At 38.9% G+C, this 22,347-nt stretch carries 20 protein-coding genes and 1 tRNA gene; 9 read left to right on the top strand and 12 right to left on the bottom strand.

Translation table 11 applies throughout. From position 1 onward, the window contains the following. Nucleotides 1–132: 132 nt before the first annotated feature. From BLP81_RS00585 to rbfA, 4 genes are all read right to left on the bottom strand, one after another. A complete protein-coding gene (locus BLP81_RS00585; RefSeq protein ID WP_093364258.1) occupies nucleotides 133–339 on the bottom strand; it encodes a hypothetical protein in 207 nt (68 codons plus the stop codon). 4 nt (nucleotides 340–343) lie between these two features. Further along, the gene (locus BLP81_RS00580; RefSeq protein WP_093364255.1) at nucleotides 344–4,534 is read right to left on the bottom strand and encodes a PA14 domain-containing protein; all 4,191 of its coding nucleotides are present in this window, start codon (nucleotides 4,532–4,534) and stop codon (nucleotides 344–346) included. A gap of 115 nt (nucleotides 4,535–4,649) precedes the next feature. Continuing rightward, nucleotides 4,650–5,846 carry an ABC transporter permease gene (locus BLP81_RS00575; protein WP_093364252.1) on the bottom strand — a complete coding sequence of 399 codons (1,197 nt, stop codon included), beginning with the start codon at nucleotides 5,844–5,846 and terminating at the stop codon, nucleotides 4,650–4,652. After that, the gene (rbfA, locus tag BLP81_RS00570) at nucleotides 5,843–6,235 is read right to left on the bottom strand and encodes a 30S ribosome-binding factor RbfA (RefSeq protein WP_093364248.1); all 393 of its coding nucleotides are present in this window, start codon (nucleotides 6,233–6,235) and stop codon (nucleotides 5,843–5,845) included. Before rbfA ends, BLP81_RS00575 begins: the two co-directional genes overlap by 4 nt. A gap of 63 nt (nucleotides 6,236–6,298) precedes the next feature. Between rbfA and mce the strand changes: the two genes are divergently transcribed. From mce to BLP81_RS00555, 3 genes are all read left to right on the top strand, one after another. Then, nucleotides 6,299–6,709 carry a methylmalonyl-CoA epimerase gene (gene mce / locus BLP81_RS00565; RefSeq protein ID WP_093364245.1) on the top strand — a complete coding sequence of 137 codons (411 nt, stop codon included), beginning with the start codon at nucleotides 6,299–6,301 and terminating at the stop codon, nucleotides 6,707–6,709. Nucleotides 6,710–6,774: 65 nt separating this feature from the next. After that, a tRNA-Ile gene (locus tag BLP81_RS00560) sits at nucleotides 6,775–6,848 on the top strand. A gap of 54 nt (nucleotides 6,849–6,902) precedes the next feature. Beyond that, on the top strand, nucleotides 6,903–7,187 hold the full coding sequence (locus tag BLP81_RS00555; protein ID WP_093364242.1) for a GIY-YIG nuclease family protein: 285 nt from the start codon (nucleotides 6,903–6,905) through the stop codon (nucleotides 7,185–7,187). Nucleotides 7,188–7,297: 110 nt separating this feature from the next. Here BLP81_RS00555 and BLP81_RS00550 read toward each other — a convergent pair whose 3' ends face one another. The 3 genes from BLP81_RS00550 to BLP81_RS00540 all read right to left on the bottom strand — a co-directional run bounded on the left by BLP81_RS00550 (nucleotide 7,298) and on the right by BLP81_RS00540 (nucleotide 10,598). Continuing rightward, complete coding sequence (locus BLP81_RS00550; protein WP_245686386.1) at nucleotides 7,298–8,671, bottom strand: FAD-containing oxidoreductase; 1,374 nt, start codon at nucleotides 8,669–8,671, stop codon at nucleotides 7,298–7,300. Between the two features lie 10 nt (nucleotides 8,672–8,681). Further along, on the bottom strand, nucleotides 8,682–9,239 hold the full coding sequence (locus BLP81_RS00545) for a peroxidase-related enzyme (protein ID WP_093364239.1): 558 nt from the start codon (nucleotides 9,237–9,239) through the stop codon (nucleotides 8,682–8,684). 753 nt (nucleotides 9,240–9,992) lie between these two features. Continuing rightward, nucleotides 9,993–10,598, bottom strand: a complete 606-nt coding sequence (locus tag BLP81_RS00540) for a DUF4136 domain-containing protein (protein ID WP_093364236.1) — start codon at nucleotides 10,596–10,598, stop codon at nucleotides 9,993–9,995. A gap of 305 nt (nucleotides 10,599–10,903) precedes the next feature. Here BLP81_RS00540 and BLP81_RS13575 point away from each other — a divergent pair, with 305 nt between their 5' ends. Beyond that, a complete protein-coding gene (locus BLP81_RS13575; RefSeq protein ID WP_176752657.1) occupies nucleotides 10,904–11,050 on the top strand; it encodes a hypothetical protein in 147 nt (48 codons plus the stop codon). A gap of 118 nt (nucleotides 11,051–11,168) precedes the next feature. Here the strand turns inward: BLP81_RS13575 and BLP81_RS00535 are convergent, their stop codons facing one another. The 3 genes from BLP81_RS00535 to dusB form a co-directional block, all read right to left on the bottom strand. Further along, nucleotides 11,169–11,717, bottom strand: coding sequence for an NUMOD4 domain-containing protein (locus BLP81_RS00535; RefSeq protein WP_093364233.1), 549 nt, complete (start codon nucleotides 11,715–11,717; stop codon nucleotides 11,169–11,171). A 204-nt stretch (nucleotides 11,718–11,921) separates the two neighbouring features. After that, the gene (locus BLP81_RS00530; protein WP_093364230.1) at nucleotides 11,922–13,025 is read right to left on the bottom strand and encodes a serine hydrolase domain-containing protein; all 1,104 of its coding nucleotides are present in this window, start codon (nucleotides 13,023–13,025) and stop codon (nucleotides 11,922–11,924) included. A gap of 53 nt (nucleotides 13,026–13,078) precedes the next feature. Then, nucleotides 13,079–14,074, bottom strand: coding sequence for a tRNA dihydrouridine synthase DusB (gene dusB / locus BLP81_RS00525; RefSeq protein ID WP_093364227.1), 996 nt, complete (start codon nucleotides 14,072–14,074; stop codon nucleotides 13,079–13,081). Between the two features lie 148 nt (nucleotides 14,075–14,222). On the opposite strand from dusB, the gene lepA reads away from it, so the two are divergent. Further along, nucleotides 14,223–16,019 (top strand): translation elongation factor 4, encoded by a 1,797-nt coding sequence (gene lepA / locus BLP81_RS00520; RefSeq protein WP_093364224.1) that lies wholly within the window; start codon nucleotides 14,223–14,225, stop codon nucleotides 16,017–16,019. Here lepA and BLP81_RS00515 read toward each other — a convergent pair. After that, the gene (locus BLP81_RS00515; protein ID WP_093364221.1) at nucleotides 16,016–17,104 is read right to left on the bottom strand and encodes an ABC transporter permease; all 1,089 of its coding nucleotides are present in this window, start codon (nucleotides 17,102–17,104) and stop codon (nucleotides 16,016–16,018) included. The two genes, lepA and BLP81_RS00515, sit on opposite strands and share 4 nt — an antisense overlap. 21 nt (nucleotides 17,105–17,125) lie before the next feature. Then, nucleotides 17,126–19,276 (bottom strand): carboxy terminal-processing peptidase, encoded by a 2,151-nt coding sequence (locus tag BLP81_RS00510; RefSeq protein ID WP_245686385.1) that lies wholly within the window; start codon nucleotides 19,274–19,276, stop codon nucleotides 17,126–17,128. 159 nt (nucleotides 19,277–19,435) lie between these two features. Here BLP81_RS00510 and surE point away from each other — a divergent pair, with 159 nt between their 5' ends. From surE to BLP81_RS00490, 4 genes are all read left to right on the top strand, one after another. Then, nucleotides 19,436–20,221: a 5'/3'-nucleotidase SurE gene (gene surE / locus BLP81_RS00505; RefSeq protein ID WP_093364215.1), complete on the top strand. Its 786-nt coding sequence runs from the start codon at nucleotides 19,436–19,438 to the stop codon at nucleotides 20,219–20,221. Then, nucleotides 20,214–20,495 carry a hypothetical protein gene (locus BLP81_RS00500; protein ID WP_093364212.1) on the top strand — a complete coding sequence of 94 codons (282 nt, stop codon included), beginning with the start codon at nucleotides 20,214–20,216 and terminating at the stop codon, nucleotides 20,493–20,495. The genes surE and BLP81_RS00500 overlap by 8 nt, the downstream gene beginning before the upstream one ends. Before the next feature lie 4 nt (nucleotides 20,496–20,499). Then, nucleotides 20,500–20,973 (top strand): acyl-CoA thioesterase, encoded by a 474-nt coding sequence (locus tag BLP81_RS00495; protein WP_093364210.1) that lies wholly within the window; start codon nucleotides 20,500–20,502, stop codon nucleotides 20,971–20,973. 110 nt (nucleotides 20,974–21,083) lie between these two features. Further along, nucleotides 21,084–22,322 (top strand): APC family permease, encoded by a 1,239-nt coding sequence (locus BLP81_RS00490; protein ID WP_093364208.1) that lies wholly within the window; start codon nucleotides 21,084–21,086, stop codon nucleotides 22,320–22,322. Nucleotides 22,323–22,347: the final 25 nt, after the last annotated feature.

The raw sequence follows: 22,347 nt of genomic DNA, 5'->3' as shown, positions 1-22,347 counted from the left end.
AAATCAATACAATAGGCATTTTTAACTGAATTTCATCTTTTAAAGGTCTTCACCAGCTTAATCTGTAAAATGCTTTATACAAAAAAACCACCTGAGTTTCTCAGGTGGTCTTATCTAATAGTTGAATAAAATTTACTTTTTTAATTTTCTGACCCCGAGGTATCCGCCAACAGCAAGCCCTAAAGCAATGAGTCCGTTGATGGGAGCGGCGAGATCATTAACATCATCACCATCACCCCCAAAAGCTGGAGGAAGTTGTTGTGCAAAAGCTTCTGTGGAGACCAATAACATGATGATTAAAATTCCTGGTACCAAAAAATGTGATTTATTTAGTTTCATAAGCTTATTGTTTTATCAATTTGAAGGTTTTTTCGCCTTGATCATTTTTTATTTTCACTAAATACACCCCTGCATTAGCGTTGAAATCTGTGATTTCTGTACCCGATGAACCATTCAAGTTTCTGTTGTAAACTTGTTGTCCAATCATATTATAAATCTCTACTTCTGCGCCCTCTCCCAAATCTTGGCCACTTATCTGGAAGCTACCTTTAGTCGGGTTAGGATATAGGCTTAAGCTTCCTAAACTTTCTTCTTGAGTTGAAAGACTCACAGGTTCAAAGACCAGACTAAATCGATTTGTTGCCATAGATTCCGGAATAGATTTGTCTATTATAAAAGAAAATGTGTCATCAGTTGTAGTGATTTTCGATATTTGATTTAGATACTTGTCTTCAACAAACACATCAGTATTTAGATTATTCGTCATATCAAACTTCATGATATAAGCTTCGCTTCTATACTGATTGATAAACAAGTCCAACTTTTCACTTGTTTCTGGGAAAGGTCGTCTTTCAATTGCTGAGTAGTAATTATCCTCTACCCTGGCTAAGTTTTCATCCAGATTTCCAAGTTTTGGAGAATCATCTTCCGCAGAAAGGCTGTAAGATTTATCAAATGTAATTCGTAATCCGTCTGAAGGGGTTTCACCCTGAGAAAATGAGTTTGCATCAAACAACTGAATATTGATATATTCTGCTTGTGATAAGGATTTGGTTTGAGTCTGTACAGGACTTACCTCCTTAACAGCTTCAGAAAAGAATAATGAAGAAGCCCCATCATTATCGGTTCTTACGAAAGCTGCCTGCATAGGCTGGAGATATTGGTTTGCTTCTGAACCTAATGAATTTGTGCCTGTGACCAAATCTACCGTTACATATGCGCCTCTGCCTCCTGGCAAACCTGGTGTAGGTGTTCCTCCTAAAGTTGGATCCCAAACGTAATATTCTGTTGTAGAGAGGTTGGTTGAACCTGATAAAACTGAATTCATATTTACTTGAGCCTGATAAGGATTCCCGATAAAATTGAAACCACCTGCCGTACTCGATAAAACGCTTTGAATCGTATTTCCGATGGTAAGCGCTCCTGTAGCTCTTAACCTGGTATTTGTTGGAGAGGTGGCAATATCTGTAATATCAATGCTTCTATCTCCTCTGATCATAAGGCGATAGGGTTCTCCTGCGTCTAAGTTTTGTACTGTCGTTGCAATCGCATTCCAGCTTGCTCCCGTATTATCAAATGTAAACATGGAAGAATTTCCAGATGGACTGTAATCAAACCCATTAGTACCATCCTGAGCAGGACTCGCATCCACAGCAGGATCTGGTTCTAAACCTGTAATATGAGTTCCATATCCAAGCGGCTCATCATCTAAATAATCCGTAGGGTTTCCTTGCCAGTTTTCTCTTATAGATGTAGATGTAGTAACCGAGGAAGAAATAAATCTAAATGCTCTTCTTGCTGGGTAACACTGTTCTACTGTAACATCGCCTACAATGGCTCCTAATACAGGGGCAACCTGAGCAGTTTTACCTGTTCCAAAATCACAGCCTAAAGAAAGATTGCCCCCTGTGTTTAATGTGCCTTGTTCTACATATAGAACGCCAAACAATTCTGAGGCTTCCGTAAAATCAACAGTAGTTGGATTATTTATTCTTAAGTTTTCATAAGATCCTGTTCCAGAAATACTTTGAGCTGAGGTTCCATTGAGAATAACTTCGCCTGCTCCTGTCACTTCGGCGTTATTTGTTAAATTTCCACTCGCACTTAGCGTCTGACCAGAATCGACAATAACAGCAAAGCCAGAATCAATAATTAAATCATTTACAGCCTGGTTTTGGAAAACCGTACTGTTTGCTCTTATAATAGCATCATGACTTAAAGAAGGAACAGCTTGTTCTCTCCAATTGGTAGCCGTATTCCAGTTTCCATCTACAGTTTGGATGTAAGAACAGCCTTCGTTGACATTTGCATCCAAGGCATCAGCATAATTTGCACCATCATACCCTGCCGATAGCACAAGACCATCAGCATCTACAGCCGGAACACCTGTTCCATATACACCGTCATCTCCTCCATCTACAGTTGCCAGCGCATAATATTCATTAGCATCAGAACAGCCATCATTATCAGAGTCTAAGTCTATCCGATTAGGGAAACCATCTAAATCTGTGTCCAAATCCCCCAAAAGTGATGATAAAATTGAAAAAGGTATTTGTGCTTTAGTAATAGTTGAACTCTGATAAGATACAGTCAGTAAATCGTCTCCAGTGTTTTCAAAGTAAAGAATTTCGATAGCATGCAAACCTGCTGTTAAAGAAATACTTCCAGAAGCTTCTGCAGCGCTGTGAAGCCCATCATTATCAACTACTTCTATGCCATCAATAAATAACTTTGAACCATCATCAGAATTTGTAAAAAACGTATAGGTATCGTCTGCAGCAATATTTATGAATCCAGTGTATCTCACAGAATAAGTTTCTGCATTACCAGTTATGGCTATACTCAAAGCTTCAACATCAAAATTTGAAATAACACCCGTTTGATCTGCTCCACTTGCTGGTATATTATCTACTGTATTTCCAGTCGGCACCAAATTATAATATTCATAGTTAATTTCACCGATTGTTAAATCTCCCTCATTTGTATCTAAAATACCGTCATTATCATCATCGAGATCAATAAAATCTGGAATAAAATCACCATCAAAATCCTCACAAGAACGACTTATAGAATTATCGATAACATCTAAAAAATAACTACCATTATATCCAGCTCCAGCGACCAAACCATTAGCATCCACCGTAGGAGTACCAACTCCAAATACTCCATCATCTGCTCCGTCTGCATTGGATAAGCCATAATATTCATTAGCATCTGAACATCCATCACCGTCAGAATCTAAATCCAAGTAGTTTGGAATTCCATCTCCATCAGTATCCACGCTACCAGGATCAGGACTCAAAATAGAAAAAGGAAGAGGTTGTTTTGCAATAGAAGGACCGGAGTAAGACACACTAAGTGTTTCTTGCCCTGCATTTTCATAATATAAAACTCTAATGGTATGAGAACCTTCAGTCAAGCTGACTGTTCCTTGTCTTTCTTGCACAGCATGGTTTCCATCGTTATTTACTATTTCTACTCCATCAATAAACAATTTAGACCCATCATCAGAATTCGTGAAAAAAGTGTAACTGCCAGCTGTTGAAATATTAATATTTCCAGTATATCGTATAGAAAAAGTATTACCATCACCTGGGGTGATATTTTCCCAAAGCGCATCAACATCAAAATCGGAAACAAAACCGGTTCCTACAGCTCCAGAGGTAGGAATATTATCTACTGAAGGTCCAGCAGGAACTGAGTTATAAAATTCATAATTCAGAAAACCAGTTAAATTCTCAACAGAATCTAAAATACCATCATTGTCATTGTCTAAGTCACAAATATCACTAACTCCATCTCCATCTGTATCAATATTGCCTGAGGTAACAGGATCACAGATTTCAAAGGTTGCATTAAAAGCAATAGTTGTGGCAGTACGGAAATCATCGTAATTATCTGTAAATGTCCCAGAAAGAGGTACTGGACCATGAGCATGAGTTACTGCATGATTACCATCAGATGCTCCACTAAAAAGGTTAAGTGATGGTCGTCCAGCTATATTTGGTGCTGGCCCATTAAAGTTATTGTTTCCAGCTGCACCTAAAACATAGCTCCCGTTTAAAGATGTGCTATAACTAAGAGACGTAGATCTATTATTTCCAGATGTCGCATCTGTATCCGTTCCAGCTATTGCGTCAACATTACTGAGTGCAATAACACTATACACGGAAGAGAGTCTAGTACCTCCTTCGCTAAAAGGGCTTTGTATTTGAATATCACCTGAACTACTTGTGGGATTAATCAGATAAGCAATTCCTGAATAGAAACGGCTAATAGAAGTATTTACTATTGTCATAGGTTGACCATCATATGTTGCTGTAAAGGAGTTAGTACCTTCAGCAGAAAATAAGACTGCAACAGTATTACCTCCGTTAAGATTAAAATTAGGAATTGTTGTATTAAATGTAGGTGACGTTGTCCTAGTTTCAATTCCAGGGATTGTATTTGTTACTTCAATAGACTGAGCATAAATAGTTCGTATACTGAAAATAAAAACAAAACAAATGATTAATAAGGATGTAATTTTATTCATAACAAGATAGTTTGAAGCAAAACTATGTGCCAAAAGCTTAAAATCTTGTAGAATTAGTTCGAAAATTCTTCTTAAATCGCTTTATTTTAGCAACTTAATCAAAAAAAGGGAAATATTAACGAAACGAGCGCTTTACGCTTTTTGAAGAGATGTAAGAGGCTAAAAAGCCTAAACCCGAGATGGTTAAGAAGACTATTCCAATATTGATGAATTCTAACTTTACCGGATAAGCTAAACTCGGTGTGATCATGATCCACTCAAAATAAAGCTGGGAAAAAATCAGGAGAATACCTAAGACAAGACCAACAATACCCCCGGCAACGCTCATCAGCCCGCCCTGAAAAAAGAAAATACGCTGAACTTCTGTTTTAGTTAACCCCAGATTCAGCAGGGTTTTAGAGTTTTGTCGTTTTTCTAGAACTGCCATAATGATAGAACCTATCACGTTGAATAAAGCGATGATGATGACCAGCGTAAAAATTAAATACACAGCTAAATTCTCTGTATTCAACATTTTATATAAACTATCGTTCAACTGAATCCTATCTTTTACAACTATATTCTGACCAAATACAGCCTCCAACTCTTTTCTTACCGAATTTAAATCTGCTGAAGGGGACAGGTTTACTTCCAAAGCTGAGACTTCATTTGTATGGAGTTGAAGTAAATCTCTAGCGAAGCCAATATCTGTAAAAGCGAATTTATTATCCAGCTCTTCGTTGATGGAATAAATTCCAACAACCGTAGCATTAGCCGTTCTAAACGCCTCTTTTACATTCAAAATCTGACCTTTTCCAGGTTTCGGCACATACAGGCTTAGCAGACCTGAATAATCGCGGACCCCGGCGGATAGTTTTCTAGAGAGGTCATTTCCCAGGACGACCTGATAGGCATTGTCTTCTAACCACTGGCCGAGAAATACAGCGTTCTCAATATCACTAATACCGCTGTATGTCGAATCCACCCCTTTGATGTAGGCTGGTGTATTTTTGGATTTAAAACTGAGCAATACCCGCTCTTCAATGACCTCGGAGTACATCTTAATGTCTTTATTTGCTTCGATTTTCGATTTCTGAAGGGAATCCACAGTAAAAAACTTTCCGGAGGCAGGCATGACCTTCAGATCAGGATCAAATTTATTGGTAAACGAAAGACTAAACTCTTTAAGGCCTGCAAAGGCGGATAAGACAACGAAAAGCGATAATGCTCCGGCAATAACCCCTACAGAAGCAATCCACGTGATAATATTGATGGCCGTATTGGAACTTTTGGAGAAAAAATAACGCTTGGCGATGTAAAAGGATACATTCAATTTTTCTTGCGCTTGTCTATCAAATCTGGGTTCTTAATCGGATCGTTTTTGCCTTTGAAAGCCTGCTCTAAGTCATTGATATACTCTATGGAATCATCGTTGAAAAAAGTCAACTCCGGCATACGTCGCAATTGATGCTTGGTTCTTTGAGCAACTTCATGCTTAATTTTAGATTTCCTGCCTCTTATTTCTTCAACGATTTGTTCTGATTTTTCAGAAGGAAAAATACTCAGATGCGCTTTAGCCTGAAGTAAATCCGGAGTCACCCTCACTTTAGTCACCGATATAATTAAATTTTGGGTCCCTGCTGCTTTAAGCTCCAGTTGAATAACTTCGGCTAAATCTTTTTGAAGGATTCCGGCAATTTTCTTTTGTCTATTTGATTCCATGCTGCAAAGTTAGAATAAATATATAAATGTTAGTTTTGTGGCAAAACTTTGTGAGAATATCTTATGATTAAAAAAATCGAACATATCGGTATTGCCGTTAATAATCTTGAAGAGGCCACTAAAACCTACGAGACCTTGCTCAATGTAGCGCCTTACAAAACAGAGACCGTGGAGCGCGAAGGGGTGAAAACCATTTTTTTTGACTGTGGTGAAAGCAAAATCGAACTCTTAGGCGCCACGCGTGAAGACAGCCCTGTGGGAAAATATTTGAGCAAACAGAAAGAAGGCATCCACCATATTGCTTTTTATGTAGATGATCTTCAGGCTGAAATGCAAAGACTGCAAAAGGAAGGCTTTCAGCTACTTAGCGAAAAACCCAAAGCCGGAGCCGACGGCAAATCCATCGTGTTTCTTCACCCCAAAAGCAATCATGGGGTGCTGGTCGAGTTATGTGAAGACCAAACTCAATTTTAATTTAAGAATTATTTTGGCTGATAATAAACTTATACTTATTTTTGCCCTCCTTAACAATCAGCACTGGTCCCATAGCTCAGCTGGTTAGAGCACCTGACTCATAATCAGGTGGCCCTTGGTTCGAGTCCAAGTGGGACCACTAATAAAGAAAAACCACTTATCTCGTATAGGTGGTTTTTAAGTATATAACGACATGCATTGGGTTTACATCATACATTCCCCTTCTAAAGACAAATATTATATTGGTGAAGCATCAGATTTAAAAAGAAGAATAGAATGGCACAATAATCATCAATTTAAAAATGCTCCAACTGCTTTTGCGTCCGACTGGGAACTCTTCTTCTCAATTACTGTTGAAAATATATCGATTGCTAGAAAAATAGAAGCTCATGTCAAAAGAATGAAAAGCAAAAAATACTATCATAATCTTAAAACTAATCCAGATATAGTAAAAAGATTAATTGAAAAATATTCATAATCAGGTGGCCCATACCCCGATAGCTATCGGGGAGGTCCCATGCGGGACCACCAGTAAAATCAAAGCCTTACAGAAATGTAGGGCTTTTTTTATTAATTTTTTTAACCTGACTATTCTTCCTCCAGGGGTTTTAGGTTTTCGAGCATCGTGGGCAATAATTCACTTACGGTTGGATGAATATGAACCGCATCCCGAATAACAGTAAAAGGCTGTTTCGCATACATTTGATCTATGATGGTATGGATGTATTCATCGGCTCCGGTTCCTAAAAACGTGGCGCCTAAAATTTTTTCTGAATCTTCTTCAATGTAAATTTTCAGCATTCCCTGCGTTTCTCCCATCTCCTTGGCCCGGGCGATTTTGCTCATGGGTCTGGAGGCCACTTTTGCTTTGATCCCCGCTTTTTTAATATCCTGTAAATTCATTCCTACTCTGGCTAAAGGGGGATCTATAAAGGCGGCATAACAGGTGAACCGGTCTGAAAGTTTCCGCTCTTTATCACCAAACAGATGTGAATTTACAATTTGAAAATCGTTGTAAGCTGTATGCGTAAACGCCCCTTTTCCGTTACAATCTCCAAGGGCCCAGATGTTGGAAGCTTTGGTTTTTAAGGCATCGTTTACTTCTATGAAATCACGATCATCTAAACTCACGTCTGTGTTTTCCAGACCCAAATCTGTGGTATTGGGCAACCTCCCTGCGGCAAGTAAAAGATGAGAGCCTCGAATTTTGTTTTTCTGTTGTTCGCTTTGAATAGTCACCTCAAGGGTCTCGCCATTTTTTTCAGCAGTGATGCATTCAGAATTTAAGAGCACCTCTATTCCTTCATTTTCAAAAATTTCCTGTATTGCTTTTCCAAACTCTGGGTCTTCATGTTTAAGCAGTTGATCACCTCTGTCCAGGATGCTTACTTTACTGCCAAAACGAGAAAACATTTGTCCAAACTCGAGTCCAATGTAACCCCCGCCAACGATTATCAAATGTTCCGGGATGGTTTCCAGTTCTAAAATACTTTCATTGGTAAGGAAATCTACATTTTCAAAACCTTTGGGTATTCTGGGTCTTGCGCCAACATTGATGTAAAACCTGTCTGCTTCATAGGTTTTTCCATTTACTTCAACAGAAGTGTTGCTTAAGAATTTCGCTTTCCCTCGTATCAAATCAATATTTTTATTGTTGGAAAACACAGATTCTAACCCATTTCTAGAGTCGGAGACAATTTTATCTTTTCTTTCTTTAATTGCTTTGAGGTTGATATGCACATCGCCTTTAATTTCGATACCAAGATCAGAACTGTTTTTGGCGATGAAAGCGCGTCTTGCGCTGGCAACGTAGGCTTTGGTAGGTGTACAGCCTACATTTACACAAGTGCCGCCCAGATAGCTTTTTTCTACTATGGCAACTCGGGAGCCGTTTTTTGCCAAGCTTGCAGCCAGAGAAGGTCCTGCCTGTCCTGTGCCTATAATTATAGCATCATAGTTCATAATCAATACATTAATAGTTATAATCTTTGCCTTTATCACGCTCAAGATCAACGCCCAGACTCAAAACCATCCTGTTCACAAAATTGAAATAGGACACCACCAAAGCTGCATCTAAAATAGCTTCGTCGCTAAAGTTTTCGTCTTTCAAGTGTGTTATTGAATTCGTGTAGTCTTGCGTTTCATTCTTAGTCAGTTGTTCAGAAAAAACACAGAGCGCCCTGTCTTTAGAAGTCATGTTAACCTCTGAATAATTCTGTTTGAGACGCTCAAGCTTCTTTTCATCTTTCCAGTACGGCTGAAGTGCGCTAGCGTGATGCTCTATGCAATACTTGCAATTATTTGTTTTTGAAGTCACCACTGCCATCATTTCTCTTTGAGCTCTCGAAAGTTCAGATTTGGAATACATGATTTCCATGTATGAATCCATATGTTTCATAATGCTTTCCGGTCTCAAACTTTGTATTTTATGAACTTCAGCAAGCTTTCCGCGCTTTTGTATTAAATCATCATATATATCCTTGAGTCTGCCTTCGGCTTCTTCAGGAGAAATTGTTTTGATGTTTGGCATTTCTGCTTGAATTTTAAGATGAAGTTACATAATTACAATTTATAAATTCTTCCGCATACAGATTTCTCTAAAGCTGGCCCCCTTTTAACTTTGTCTTTTTTTTAAGAGAGCTAAGGGCATACCAGAAAGACACCTTATTTGAATATTAGAAATCGCTGCAGAAATAAGATTCCCAAAAAATGGCATTCCCCTCAACCTGGATCATTGCCAAGAGATATTAGAATTGAAAAGAGTGCTTCAAAGGATCCCCCCATAATTGAGAGAATAAATGCTTATCAGGTAGTGAGTCCTGTTTAGATTTCACAAGTCTGTCAACTCATTTCATTTACTCCCGATACTTAAAAAGCATTGTTTAGTTGAAGGACCAGCCCTTCTATTTAACATCTGAGTCTAAATCTAAAAACAAAGTCCTCTCCCATTTGCCTTATAAGACTTCTGAGGTTTCCCGTTGATATCTAAGAGTTTTGCATCTCTTAATCGCTTTCCCTTTTTAATTTTATCCGAGTTGCTTAAAGAAAATTAACTGTAGTCAGTGATTTGAAGGTTAAGTACAAAAATTGATATTCATCTGTACGCTTATTGTTCGATAAATAATACTTAATCAAAGTTAGATACAAATCGATGCCATAATTTTCATGGTTTTGCATGCGATTTCAAAAGTTTGTCAAAGCGGGACCACACCATAAAGAAAGCCTTTCAAGAAATTGAAAGGCTTTTGTTTTTTAAAAAAATTTGAATTTAATTTATGAATCTTTAGTTATTCAAAGGATAGGCTTTAAATATATCGATGATAGCTTCCTGCACTGCTTCGGTTTCAGATTTATCCATTATAGGTTCAGACGTAATTCCTTTCCAAACCGATTGTTTGGTTTCTCTGTCGATTAAGTCAATAACTACAGTACCTTCTTTATAAGAGTAAGTATCCGTTGTGTAGCCAATGACTCCGCCCGGGTAGTACCAGTCATACCATCCTCTATAATAAAAAGGCTGATAAAAAGGGCTAACTGGTGTTCCAGGCACGGCACCTACGTAAGGATAATTCGCATAAACAGGTTCTTGCTCTCTTTCAGTTTCCAGATCGGTTGTAATGCTAATGAGAACCAAAAGATCTGGATTATCTCTATCCAGGGTATATCCCGCAGTTTTCATTTGTTCATTAATAGTTTCAATGATAAATGAATTTAAAAAATCGGTTTGCACCGCAGAATTGCGTATTTCTATGGAGGCATTTGGCAAATAAGAGAAAGTTTCATATTGGCTTAAGTCGGCTTTATTGGGTCTGACCGTTTGTACATTTGAACCGCAACTCATAAGTAACAGACCTAAAATAGCCGGCAATATGATTTTAAAAAGTTTCATAGGTTTTATTTTTTTTGATTAAACATATTAAAGTTAAAAGTTAAAAGCCAAATGGAAAATGATGCAGGGCTTTTAAAAGGAGTTTAACTACCTTTCCTCTTTTTTTTATATAATTTTTGTTAATCAGGTAGAACCTCTCACTCTGAAAAATGAAAAGGATTGAAATTATTCGATGTCATTAATACATTACTTAATCTGAACTATTAGGATTGAATCAGAAAAATCCGTGTCTTTTGAAAAGCTGCACAAGGGGTTTTCTTTATATCGCTTTATACCTCCCGTCTTAGTCAGACCAGTCTAAGATTGTGAAACATCAGTCATCCAGTAACTCCGCATTTGAGCAAAAACTCACTTTCACAGCAACCACCTTTAAGGATTATGATAAAGCGGCAGTGCAGGAAGCCGTTGCGGGGAGATGGTTACGCCCAGGCAGTAATGAAATTCACCGATGAATTAAACAGAACGGGATTTAAATGCGGAGCATGGTAAGCAAGCCCTTCCAGGACGGAACGTATAGCTCCGAGCGCTATGCTTACCTCTTGAAACCAAATCAGTAAGTTTTATAAAACCTTAATAATCCGTCACCGAACCCCAGTTCTCTCCACTTTTGATACGATAGAGCTGCATTTCTGAAATACCAAATTGCTTGGCAATCATCTTCATCCGTGTACGGCGATTGGGATCGTTTATTTTGCGCTTAATCAGCCTGACCTGGGACTCCGTAAGTTTGGAATAGGTTCTTTTTTTGGGACGATTTATATAGTCCGGATTGCTGAACTGATGCTCCTCTTTTTCTTTTTTGGTAGCCCATTTAAGATTTTCAACCTTATTATCGAGCTTGTCGTAGTTGAGGTGGATCACATAAATCCCCTCTCCTTTTTCCAGAAAATGCTCAGCAACCAGTTTATGAACGTATCGACTGGTTGATTTTTTGTTCAGTTCTTGTTTCAAAGGAAGAGTCTGGTAGCCATTGATGAAAGATTCTTTGACTAAAACTTCATTTTCACCTTTGCAGTTAAGCATTCTGCCGTAGTTTGAGATTTTGTACTTCTCGAAGGTGGCAATTTTGTCGTCAAAGACGACGTCTTTCCATTGTTCATTGTAATAATTACGAATCATGAGTTTTTGATTTTGAGACTTTGTTCAATAGGATGAAGCGGTTCCGAATCAAAACAAATGGGTAGAATTATAATGCAATATAATTGTTTTATTTATTTCTGAAAATAAAATCATATCTCTTATCCTTATCCCCCTCCTTGGGAGGGGCTAGGGGAGGAAGCCCATCTCTCCCGAAGCCTCGGGATTCCCAAAGGGAAGAGGCTTTCACTCGTTCTCTTTAAGCACGCTGGACTTGTCCCTCTTAGGAGGTAGGAGGCTCTTCAAAAGCTTGAACGCCAGCTCATCTATACTTGGAGCTTTAGGATGGTAAGCCGATACATTGCTTAGAATAATGACCGCTTTTTGTGTCTCCGGAACCATAAATACAGACGAAGAGTATCCGCCGGTTCCCCCATTATGCCAGTATAAATTATTGTCCTGCTCGTCCTGCAAAATATGCCAGCCTAGACCAATTCTCAGGTTATCATTCACCATATAGGTGGGGAGTGTAGTCAGCGAATACGCATCTTCGGCATTTTGAAAATGAACATTGACAAACCTTGACAGATCCGTGGTTGTCGATAAAATAGCCCCAGCGCCTCCAAACTGACCCATATCCCAAACTGGTGTAGGATTTCCACTTGCATCCAGTCCTTGTACCAGATTTCCACCAACTGAGTCTTTATCCAGTGAAGAATTTTTCATTTCTAAAGGCTGAAATATCTTTTCTGAAAGTAGTTCAGCAAAGGTTTTGCCCGTTGCATTTTCTAATGCTTTGGCTAGAATAGCAGCACCCAAATTAGAATACTGATAGCTAGGCTGATCTCCTGAAGAGAACTCCATTTCTGTGCTTAGGTAATAGTCTAAATCTGCCTCTGCGTAAGACTGATAGGGGTTTTTAAGATTGGCAGTTGCTAAATTTAAATTGGAAGGCAATCTGGGCAATCCCGAGGAATGGTTGGAAAGAGATTCCAAAGTGATTTTATTTTCTTTTAAAGGGAAACTGAAATAATATTGAATAGAATCTGATAACTCCACTTTGTTTTCTAAAACTAATTGAGCCAATAATGTGGACGTAAATACTTTGGTTACAGATCCAATCTGGAAAACAGAAGCCGAGTTATCCAACTGATTTATGGTGTCTGAAAATTTAACTAATCCATAATAATTCGTTTTATTGCCATTCAGAACCGCCACAGAAAATTGGGTTTGATTTGGAAATTCAGTTAAATAGTTTTTTAAAGTTTGATGGGCTTTATCATCAAAACTTTGAGCTTGTGTCGTGAAACCAAGCATCGTCATCAATACAACTAAAATATAAAACTTCATTTTCAGGAATTAGGTGAACGGTATCAGATTCAGAAAAAATTAAAAACTGTTAGCTAATCTACAAACTGATAATCTGCAAACTTCTCTTCTACTTCATCGAAAGTGGCAAACACATCTTCCGCATGGTCTGAGGTTACCATTTTCATGCGGTATTCTTTAAAGTGAGGGATACCTTTAAAGTAGTTGGTATAATGTCTGCGGGTTTCAAAAACACCTAACTTTTCACCCTTCCAGTCGATGGACATTTGCAGATGACGTCTGGCAATATCAACACGTTCCACCAAAGAAGGCGGCTCGCAGTGGGTTCCCGTTTCAAAATAATGCTTCACTGCTTTGAAAAACCAGGGCGAACCAATACTCGCTCGGCCTATCATTGCACCGTCCAGACCATATTCATCGCGCATAAGTACCGCTTTTTCCGGTGTATCCACATCGCCATTTCCGAATACAGGAATGTGCATGCGCGGATTGTTTTTGACTTCTGCGATAGGTTTCCAGTCGGCTTCACCCTTATACATCTGTGCTCGCGTACGACCATGAATGGAAATGGCTTTACAGCCAACGTCCTGCAAGCGTTCGGCAACTTCATATATTTTGATAGAATCGTGGTCCCAGCCCAATCGGGTTTTAACGGTTATAGGCAGGTTGGTGTGTTTTACCATGGCATCGGTCAGTTTCACCATGAGGTCTATGTCTTTTAAAATTCCGGCCCCGGCCCCTTTGGACACGACTTTTTTTACGGGGCAGCCAAAGTTGATGTCAATAACATCGGGTTTGGTCTTCTCTACGATTTCTACAGACCTCAGCATGGACTCCAGGTTGGCTCCAAAGATCTGAATGCCTACAGGCCTTTCTTTCTCATAGATGTCCAACTTCATGACACTTTTGGCGGCATCCCGAATCAATCCTTCCGAAGAAATAAATTCGGTATACACCATATCCGCCCCATACTCTTTACACAACGCGCGAAAAGGAGGATCACTTACATCTTCCATGGGAGCAAGGAGCAATGGGAATTCGCCTAAATCTATGTTACCTATCTTAGCCACAACTTTTTATTGCAAAATTAGGGAATTATAAACAATTCACATAAAGCTTTTAAGAGGGCTTCAGATACAGCGCTTAAGCCAAACAATTCCTGTATATTTGCACATCAAATTCTGGAGCTTTTTAAGCTTTTAATCAGGAAAACGGACTATGAAGAACATTCGAAATTTTTGCATCATTGCCCATATCGACCACGGAAAAAGCACTTTAGCCGACCGTTTATTGGATTTTACCAAATCTGTAACCGAACGCGAGCGCAAGGAACAGCTTTTGGACAATATGGATTTAGAACGCGAGCGTGGCATTACGATAAAAAGTCACGCTATTCAGATGGTATACCCTTACCAGGGGGAAGATTATGTTTTCAACCTCATCGACACCCCTGGACACGTCGATTTTTCATATGAAGTATCCAGATCTATCGCCGCTTGCGAAGGAGCCTTATTGATTGTTGATGCTGCTCAAAGCATACAGGCACAAACCATTTCGAATTTATACCTGGCTTTAGAAAATGATCTGGAAATCATTCCTGTCCTCAACAAAGTCGATCTCCCCAGTGCCAATCCCGATGAAGTTACAGACGATATTGTAGATTTGATTGGCTGTAAGCGGGAAGACGTTATCAGAGCCAGCGCCAAAGAAGGCATTGGTATTGAAGAAATTTTGAATGCGATTGTGGAACGCGTTCCGGCACCCCAGGGCGATCCTGAAGCTCCACTTAGAGCTTTGGTTTTCGACTCTGTATACAATCCGTTTAGAGGAATCGAAACTTACTTCAGAGTCTTTGATGGCAGCATCAAAAAAGGTCAAAATATAAAATTTGTCGCTACCGATAAAAATTATTCTGCAGATGAAGTCGGCACCTTAAAACTGGTTCAATTTCCAAAAAAGGAAATAAAAGCCGGGGACGTAGGTTACCTCATCACAGGTATAAAAATTGCCAAAGAGGTAAAAGTAGGTGATACCATCACCGATGCCGAGAACCCTACCAAAAAAGCTGTGGCAGGTTTCGAAGATGTAAAACCAATGGTTTTTGCTGGTATTTATCCGGTAGAAACCGATGAATATGAAGACCTGAGAGCAGCGATGGAGAAGCTTCAGCTCAACGATGCTTCGCTGGTTTTTGTTCCGGAAAGTTCCGCAGCCTTAGGCTTTGGTTTTAGGTGTGGCTTCCTGGGAATGCTTCATCTTGAAATCGTTCAAGAACGTCTCGAGCGTGAATTTGATATGACTGTCATTACTACGGTTCCCAATGTATCCTATAACGCATATACGCTAAAAGACAAAGACAAACCTATCATTGTCAGTAATCCTACAGATTTACCTGAGCCTACTTATTTGGATCGCGTAGAAGAACCCTTTATAAAAGCGAGTATCATTACTAAATCTGATTTTGTGGGGTCTGTGATGTCACTCTGCATTGAGAAACGCGGGCAAATCACCAACCAAACTTACCTGACTCAGGATCGGGTCGAGCTCAGTTTTGATATGCCTCTAGCTGAAATTGTTTTCGATTTCTATGACCGACTAAAGACGGTTTCCAAAGGATATGCTTCATTTGACTACTCGCCAATTGGCATGAGAAGATCTAAATTAGTCAAAGTGGATGTGCTGCTTAATGGTAATACTGTAGACGCCCTGTCGGCTTTGCTTCATGTTGATAATGCTTACGATATCGGTAAGAGGATCTGTGAAAAACTGAAAGAATTAATCCCGAGACAACAGTTCGACATCCCTATACAAGCTGCTATCGGTGCAAAAATAATCGCAAGAGAAACGGTCAAAGCTTTAAGAAAAGACGTAACGGCAAAATGTTACGGAGGTGATATTTCCAGGAAGCGAAAACTTTTGGAAAAACAAAAAAAGGGTAAAAAGCGTATGAGGCAAGTTGGAAATGTGGAAATTCCTCAGGAAGCCTTTATGGCAGTCCTGAAGCTTAACGACTAGTTTTTGACGTCCAAAGCATCTCGCAAGGCATTACCGATGAGCATAAACGCCATCACTAAGCTCATGATAGCCAATCCAGGGATAATGGCTAAATAGGCTTTCCCCAAGATAATATAGCTGTAGTGATCCTTGATCATTGCTCCCCAGCTGGGAGTTGGTGGCTGTGCTCCTATGCCCAAAAAGCTAAGCCCACTTTCAATCAATATAGCCGCCGCAAAATTGGCGGCAGATATTACGATAACCGGTGCAAGGACATTGGGCAGGATATGCCGTAAAATTATTCTTTGATTTTTAAACCCTAATGCTCTTGCCGCTGTGACATATTGAGCGTATTTGACACTCATTACCTGGCCTCTTACTACACGAGCTACTTCTACCCACATCGTTAAGCCCACTGCTATAAACACTTGCCAAAAGCCCTTACCGAGCGCCAGTGTAATCGCAATCACCAAAAGCAAAGTTGGAATGGACCAGGTGACGTTGATAAGCCACATCACTGCAGTATCAATTTTACCACCATAATATCCGGAAACAGATCCTAAAAAGATACCGAGCAGCAGGGAGATAAAAACGGATATGAACCCTACCGAAAACGAGATACGCAAACCGATGAGCATTCTGCTTAACAGGTCACGCCCATATTTATCTGTCCCTAACCAATAGGTCTTTTCGTAAATATGTTCTGAACTAAAATCAGATTCCAATGAAGTTAATTCCAATGCGTTTTCTAAAGCCTTATCCTGTACTCCATAGTCCTGATAATAGAGTGTATTACCTTTTATTCTGTAGGATTCAATGGGTATGATTTCGTTGGGGTATTCATTTCCAAAAAAAGATTTTGATAACCAGGATTGATCGCCTGTATTAGGATTTGGGAGCTCAATAACCTGCACGGTAAATCCCGGAGGCTTGGAATGAATACTCAGGGCCATGGAATTGGCGTTTTCAGAACTATCCGGAGCCAGAAAATAGGCAAAAACACCTACAAACAAGCACAGTACGATATACCAAAAACTTAAAACGCCCCAAAGGTTTTTCTTAAACTTTTGGAGCGCTAAATCTTGTAAAGAAGTGTTTCTTTTCAAACGTCTATTATTGACATTAACTTAATCTTTCCTGGCTGCAAGTTTAATTGAATTTTCATCAACATTCAAATTTTGCAGAACATGTATGGCTTCTTCTACATAAACATCTTTGGATAAGCTTTCATGCCACCTTGTTCTTTTTTCGGCTAAAGAGGAATCCTGAACCATCAAAGCTTCCTCGTATGGAAGTGACTTAAACACGAGATTTGTATTGTATTGAGTGATGCCTTCAAATTTCTTAGCCATTTCTTCTACCTGAGCCATTTCTTTTTTATACTCTTCATAATCAAGACTAAATACATCTTGCTCTCTTTGCGATTTTATCCATTGAGCATTATCATCTATCATTTGGATTTGAGGACTACTGGATAAACGCTCTTTACTGGCAGAAATAATGTTTTCCAAGTTGGAATAACCCTTCCAAACTTTATAAGCTGCGGGTTCAATCTTATCCCATGGCATAGGATTTTCATAATCCCGTTCTCCAATGTCTATATAAGAAAAACGATCTGGAACCGCTACGTCGCTTTCTACACCTTTGAGCTGGGTAGAGCCACCGTTGATTCTATAAAATTTTTGGGTTGTGATTTTTAAAGCTCCCATATCTCCAAAAGTTGTATTATTTCTCATCCATCGGTTGAGATCAACTACATTTTGAACAGTTCCTTTTCCGTAGGTTTGTTTGCTGCCAATCACAACAGCTCTTTTATAATCCTGCATGGCTGCAGCAAGTATTTCTGAAGCAGACGCAGACAATTCATTGACCAGGATCACCAGAGGCTTATCCCATACCACATCGGCATCATTATCTTTTAATACTTCAGTATTATCTTGAGCATCTCTTACCTGAACGATGGGTCCTTTTTCTATGAAAAACCCAGCGATATCCACAACGGTAGACAATGAACCACCCCCATTATTTCTAAGGTCTATCACAAGCCCTTCAGCGCCAACCTGGTTTAGTCTTTCAAGTTCTTTTTTAATGTCTGATGCTGCATTTCTTTCTGTGTAATTCTGCATATCAAAGTAAAACTTGGGAAGATTTATAACTCCAAACAGCTCACCATTTCTTTCAACTGTTGACGTTTTGGCATAAGTTTCTTCAATTTCGACAATATCTCTTATAATACTAATAAGCTGAGTGCTTCCATCTACTTTTTTCACCGTAAGGGTAACCTGAGTTCCTTTAGGCCCTTTGATAAGGTCAACTGCATCATCCAAACGCATGCCTCTAATATCTACGGGTTCCTCTTCATCTTCCTGTTTCACTTTTTGGATGAGGTCGCCAACTTCCAACTCGCCGTTAGACCAGGCAGGACCCCCGGATATAATTTCTATAATTTTTACATTATCTCTTTGTTTTTGTAGCCTGGCCCCTATACCTTCAAGTTTTCCAGACATGGAAATATCGAATCTATCTTTATCTTGAGGAGCGAAATAATTGGTATGAGGATCAAACTGGCTTACGAATGAATTGATATATAAATTGAACCAGTCTCTTCGCTCAAGATCAGACATGGTATCGAAATAATTCTCTGTCGACTCTCTTGTAATTTCTCGAGCTTCTGCTTCCAGCTCTTTATCCGATTTAATCTTCACCTCTTCGCCTTCTTCAATTTTCTGAGCCTGCTCTTCCTTTAAGTCATAATACGTGGACAGTGTAGAAAATTTAAATTGCTCCCTCCATCTTTGTTTTAACTCTTTCTTATTTTTTGCATAATCCACCTGATCATAATCTGTGTTTATGGTCTCTTCATTTTGAAAATCAAAAGGCTCCTTCAGCAATTCTGCATAAAATCCTTTGGCTTCTTCCATTCGCTTTTTGTAGCGCTCAACGGTAAGGTTGAAAAAAAGCAGGTTTTTATTTTTGATTTGGTCATCAATCTGAGTTTCAAAAGCCTTAAATTCTTCAAAATCGCTAGCTAAAAAATGTCTTTTGATGGGATCTATGCCTTTTATATAATCCTTAAAAACAGACTGAGAAAAATCATCGTCCATTTCTTTCATATCGAAATGTCCCTGCTCAATCACATAAGTGATAAGCTCAATGAGGACCTGATCTTTATCGGAGTTCTCGTCAAAATCCTTGGTTGTAAAGCTGCAAGAAGTAATCGATAATAATGTTATTAAAAATAAAATAACAAGATTGTTTTTTAAATTGTATCGTTTCATTGTGTCAAAATTCATTAAATCAAATACTAAAGTAATATTTTACAATATATAGTAAAAACTATACCACTTTCTTTAATGCTAGCTAATAATTTGTTAAACGTGTTTCTTGACGAATATACCTCATGAAATGTTTATTTTAGCGACTTTAAAAATTGAAAAATGCAAGAAGAAGACAAACCTTTAATACTCGTCACTAACGATGACGGCATAACGGCTCCAGGTATAAGGCATCTCATCAAGATTATGAAGACCCTTGGGGATGTCATTGTCGTAGCTCCAGATAGTCCACAAAGCGGCATGGGACATGCTATCACCATAAGTGACAATCTGTATTGCGATCCCGTTACCATAGATAAATATTCTAAAGTTAAAGAATATTCGTGCTCTGGAACACCGGCAGATTGCGTAAAAATTGCCACTCAGGAAATTCTAAAACGCAAGCCAGACTTGTGCGTAAGCGGCATTAATCATGGGTCCAACTCTTCTATCAACGTGATTTATTCCGGCACCATGAGTGCCGCGGTAGAAGCAGGAGTGGAGGGAATTCCCGCGATTGGTTTTTCGTTGCTGGACTATTCTATGGAGGCGAATTTTGACCATACTACCAAATATGTGAAACGCATCACACAGAGCGTCATTAAAAATGGCTTGCCCATGGGTGTGGTTTTAAATGTAAACATCCCAAAAGCTGGTGAGGAAAAAATCAAAGGAATTCAGGTGTGCAGACAGGCCAATGCCCGCTGGGAGGAAAAATTTGATAAGCGCCAAAATCCGCAAGGGCGAGACTATTACTGGCTGTCTGGTGAGTTCGTTAACCAGGATAAGGGAAAAAACACAGATGTAGAAGCCTTAGAATCTGGATATGTTTCTGTCGTCCCTATAAAATTTGATCTTACTGCACATGACTTTATAAGAGAACTTAAATCCTGGAATATCGATGATTAAAAAAGAAGTAGCCATTGGTTTTTTAATAGGAATAGCCGCAAATCTTGCAGGCATGTTCCTTTATATTAGTTTAGTAATGCAAAAGGAATTTGAAACGGTCCTAAATAAAGCCTCAGAAGAAGGTCTACTTGGAAGTATCATCGCCCTCGGGGCTATTTTAAACTTTCTCCCCTTTTTTGTGTTTATCCGAAAAAAACAAGACTACAGAGCTAGAGGCGTACTGATAGCTACCATCCTGAGCGCTATAGTCATTTTAATTACGAAATTTTTATAACATCATGTATACCAAATCATTTGAAATACGCTGGAGCGATCTCGATGCAAACAGACATCTTGCGAACTCTTCATACCAAAACTTCATGAGTCACACCCGTATGGCTTTTCTGGTAGAGAATGGGTTTTCGCAGCAGGAACTCATCAAACACAATTTAGGCCCAATCGTATTTTACGAGCATATTTTTTACTTTAAGGAGCTAAAACCAGAAGATCACGTGAGAGTTAGCTTAGAGATTAAAGGTCTTAGTGAAGACGGCATGTTTTTTCAATTTGAACATAATTTATACAATCAAAATGGAAAAAATTGTGCCAGGTGTGATATGATGGGATCCTGGCTGGACTTGGACACAAGACAACTGACAGCCTTGCCAAAACACTTACTAAAACCCTTAGAGCACCTGACTAAAACCGAAGACTACAAAATTTTGACCAAAGAAGACACGAGAAAATTTGGAGCAAAACCAAAACATATATAAAAAGATAGCCTAGACATTCGTGAGCTTATATTTTGATTTAACTCCTGGTATTCATTTCAGAAGTTTAAAATGAAATAATTTATGGTATCATTTTAAAATAGCATTTAATCATGGGAAAAAGAAAACTTAAACGAACGCTTGGCTTTTGGGATATTCTAATGTTTGGTGTAGGCGGTATTGTAGGTGCCGGCATTTATGCTATTATTGGAGAGGCAGCAGCCCTTGGCGGAAATATGCTTTGGTTAAGTTTTGTAATTGCAGCCTGTGTAGCACTTCTCACCGGTTTAAGTTATGCTGAATTTGTAAGCAGATTTCCCGATTCTGGCGGAAGTTTTGAATATATAAAACAGAGTTTGGGTCCTAAATCTGCTTTAGTCATGTCTGTATTCATGGTCTTCACAGGCGTCGTTGCTGCCGCGGCAATATCCATTAGTTTTGCTGATTATCTCTCCAGATTATGGGAGTTGCCCTCCTGGATAATTGTTATAGGTATAATTGGGTTAATGGCCGTATTCAATATTTTTGGAGCTAAACACAGTTCGTATTTCAATTCAATTGCTACCCTTATTACCATTACAGGTTTAGCTGTGATTATAGGAGTTTGCCTTCCAGAATTTGGGAGCGTAGATCTCACTCAACTAAACAGTAATGGCTGGACTGGTGTTTTAGCTGGAAGTGCTTTAATTTTCTTTAGTTATATAGGCTTTGAAGATTTGGTAAAAATGGCTGAGGAAACCAAAAATCCGGAAAAAGTCATGCCCAGGGGTATCCTTCTTAGCGGCTTGATTGTATTGCTTCTTTATGTTCTTGTTGCCATTTCTTCCGTAAGTGTGTTAAGCTGGAATGGACTTGCCCAGGCCGAAGGTCCTCTAGCCGCAGTTATCAAAACAAAATTGGGCAGTATAGGTTCTACTGGCCTTATAATCGTGGCCTTATTTGCTACAAGCAAAACCATACTGAGTAATATCCTGGGAACTTCTCGCCTGCTCTATGATATCGCAAGAGACAGTAAAATAAAATGGCTAAAGAAATTCACCACGATTTCCGGCATAGGCAATGCCCCAAATTATGCCATAATAGCAATTGCGCTTACTGCTGTTGGTTTTGGATTATTGGGTAATTTAAAACTCGTGGCGAGCATCAGCAATATTTTTATTTTTATCGTCTTTGGCATGGTGAATTTCTCCATGATCAGGTATCGCTACAAAAACAGAAAGGATCTGAAAAAAGCGCCCTTTCATATTCCTATGAATGTAAGAAATATACCCATTCCAACCCTTATCGCTCTTCTCACCATTCTCATCTTATTCGGGTATAATATTTACAATCTTACACAGGGAAATTTATAAAATTATACGAAACCAGCTAATAAGA

The organism is Psychroflexus sediminis (assembly GCF_900099815.1).
GTDB classification, from domain to species: domain Bacteria; phylum Bacteroidota; class Bacteroidia; order Flavobacteriales; family Flavobacteriaceae; genus Psychroflexus; species Psychroflexus sediminis.
The sequence above is the reverse complement of the archived record's forward strand: the minus strand, read 5'-3'. Positions and strand labels throughout refer to the sequence as shown.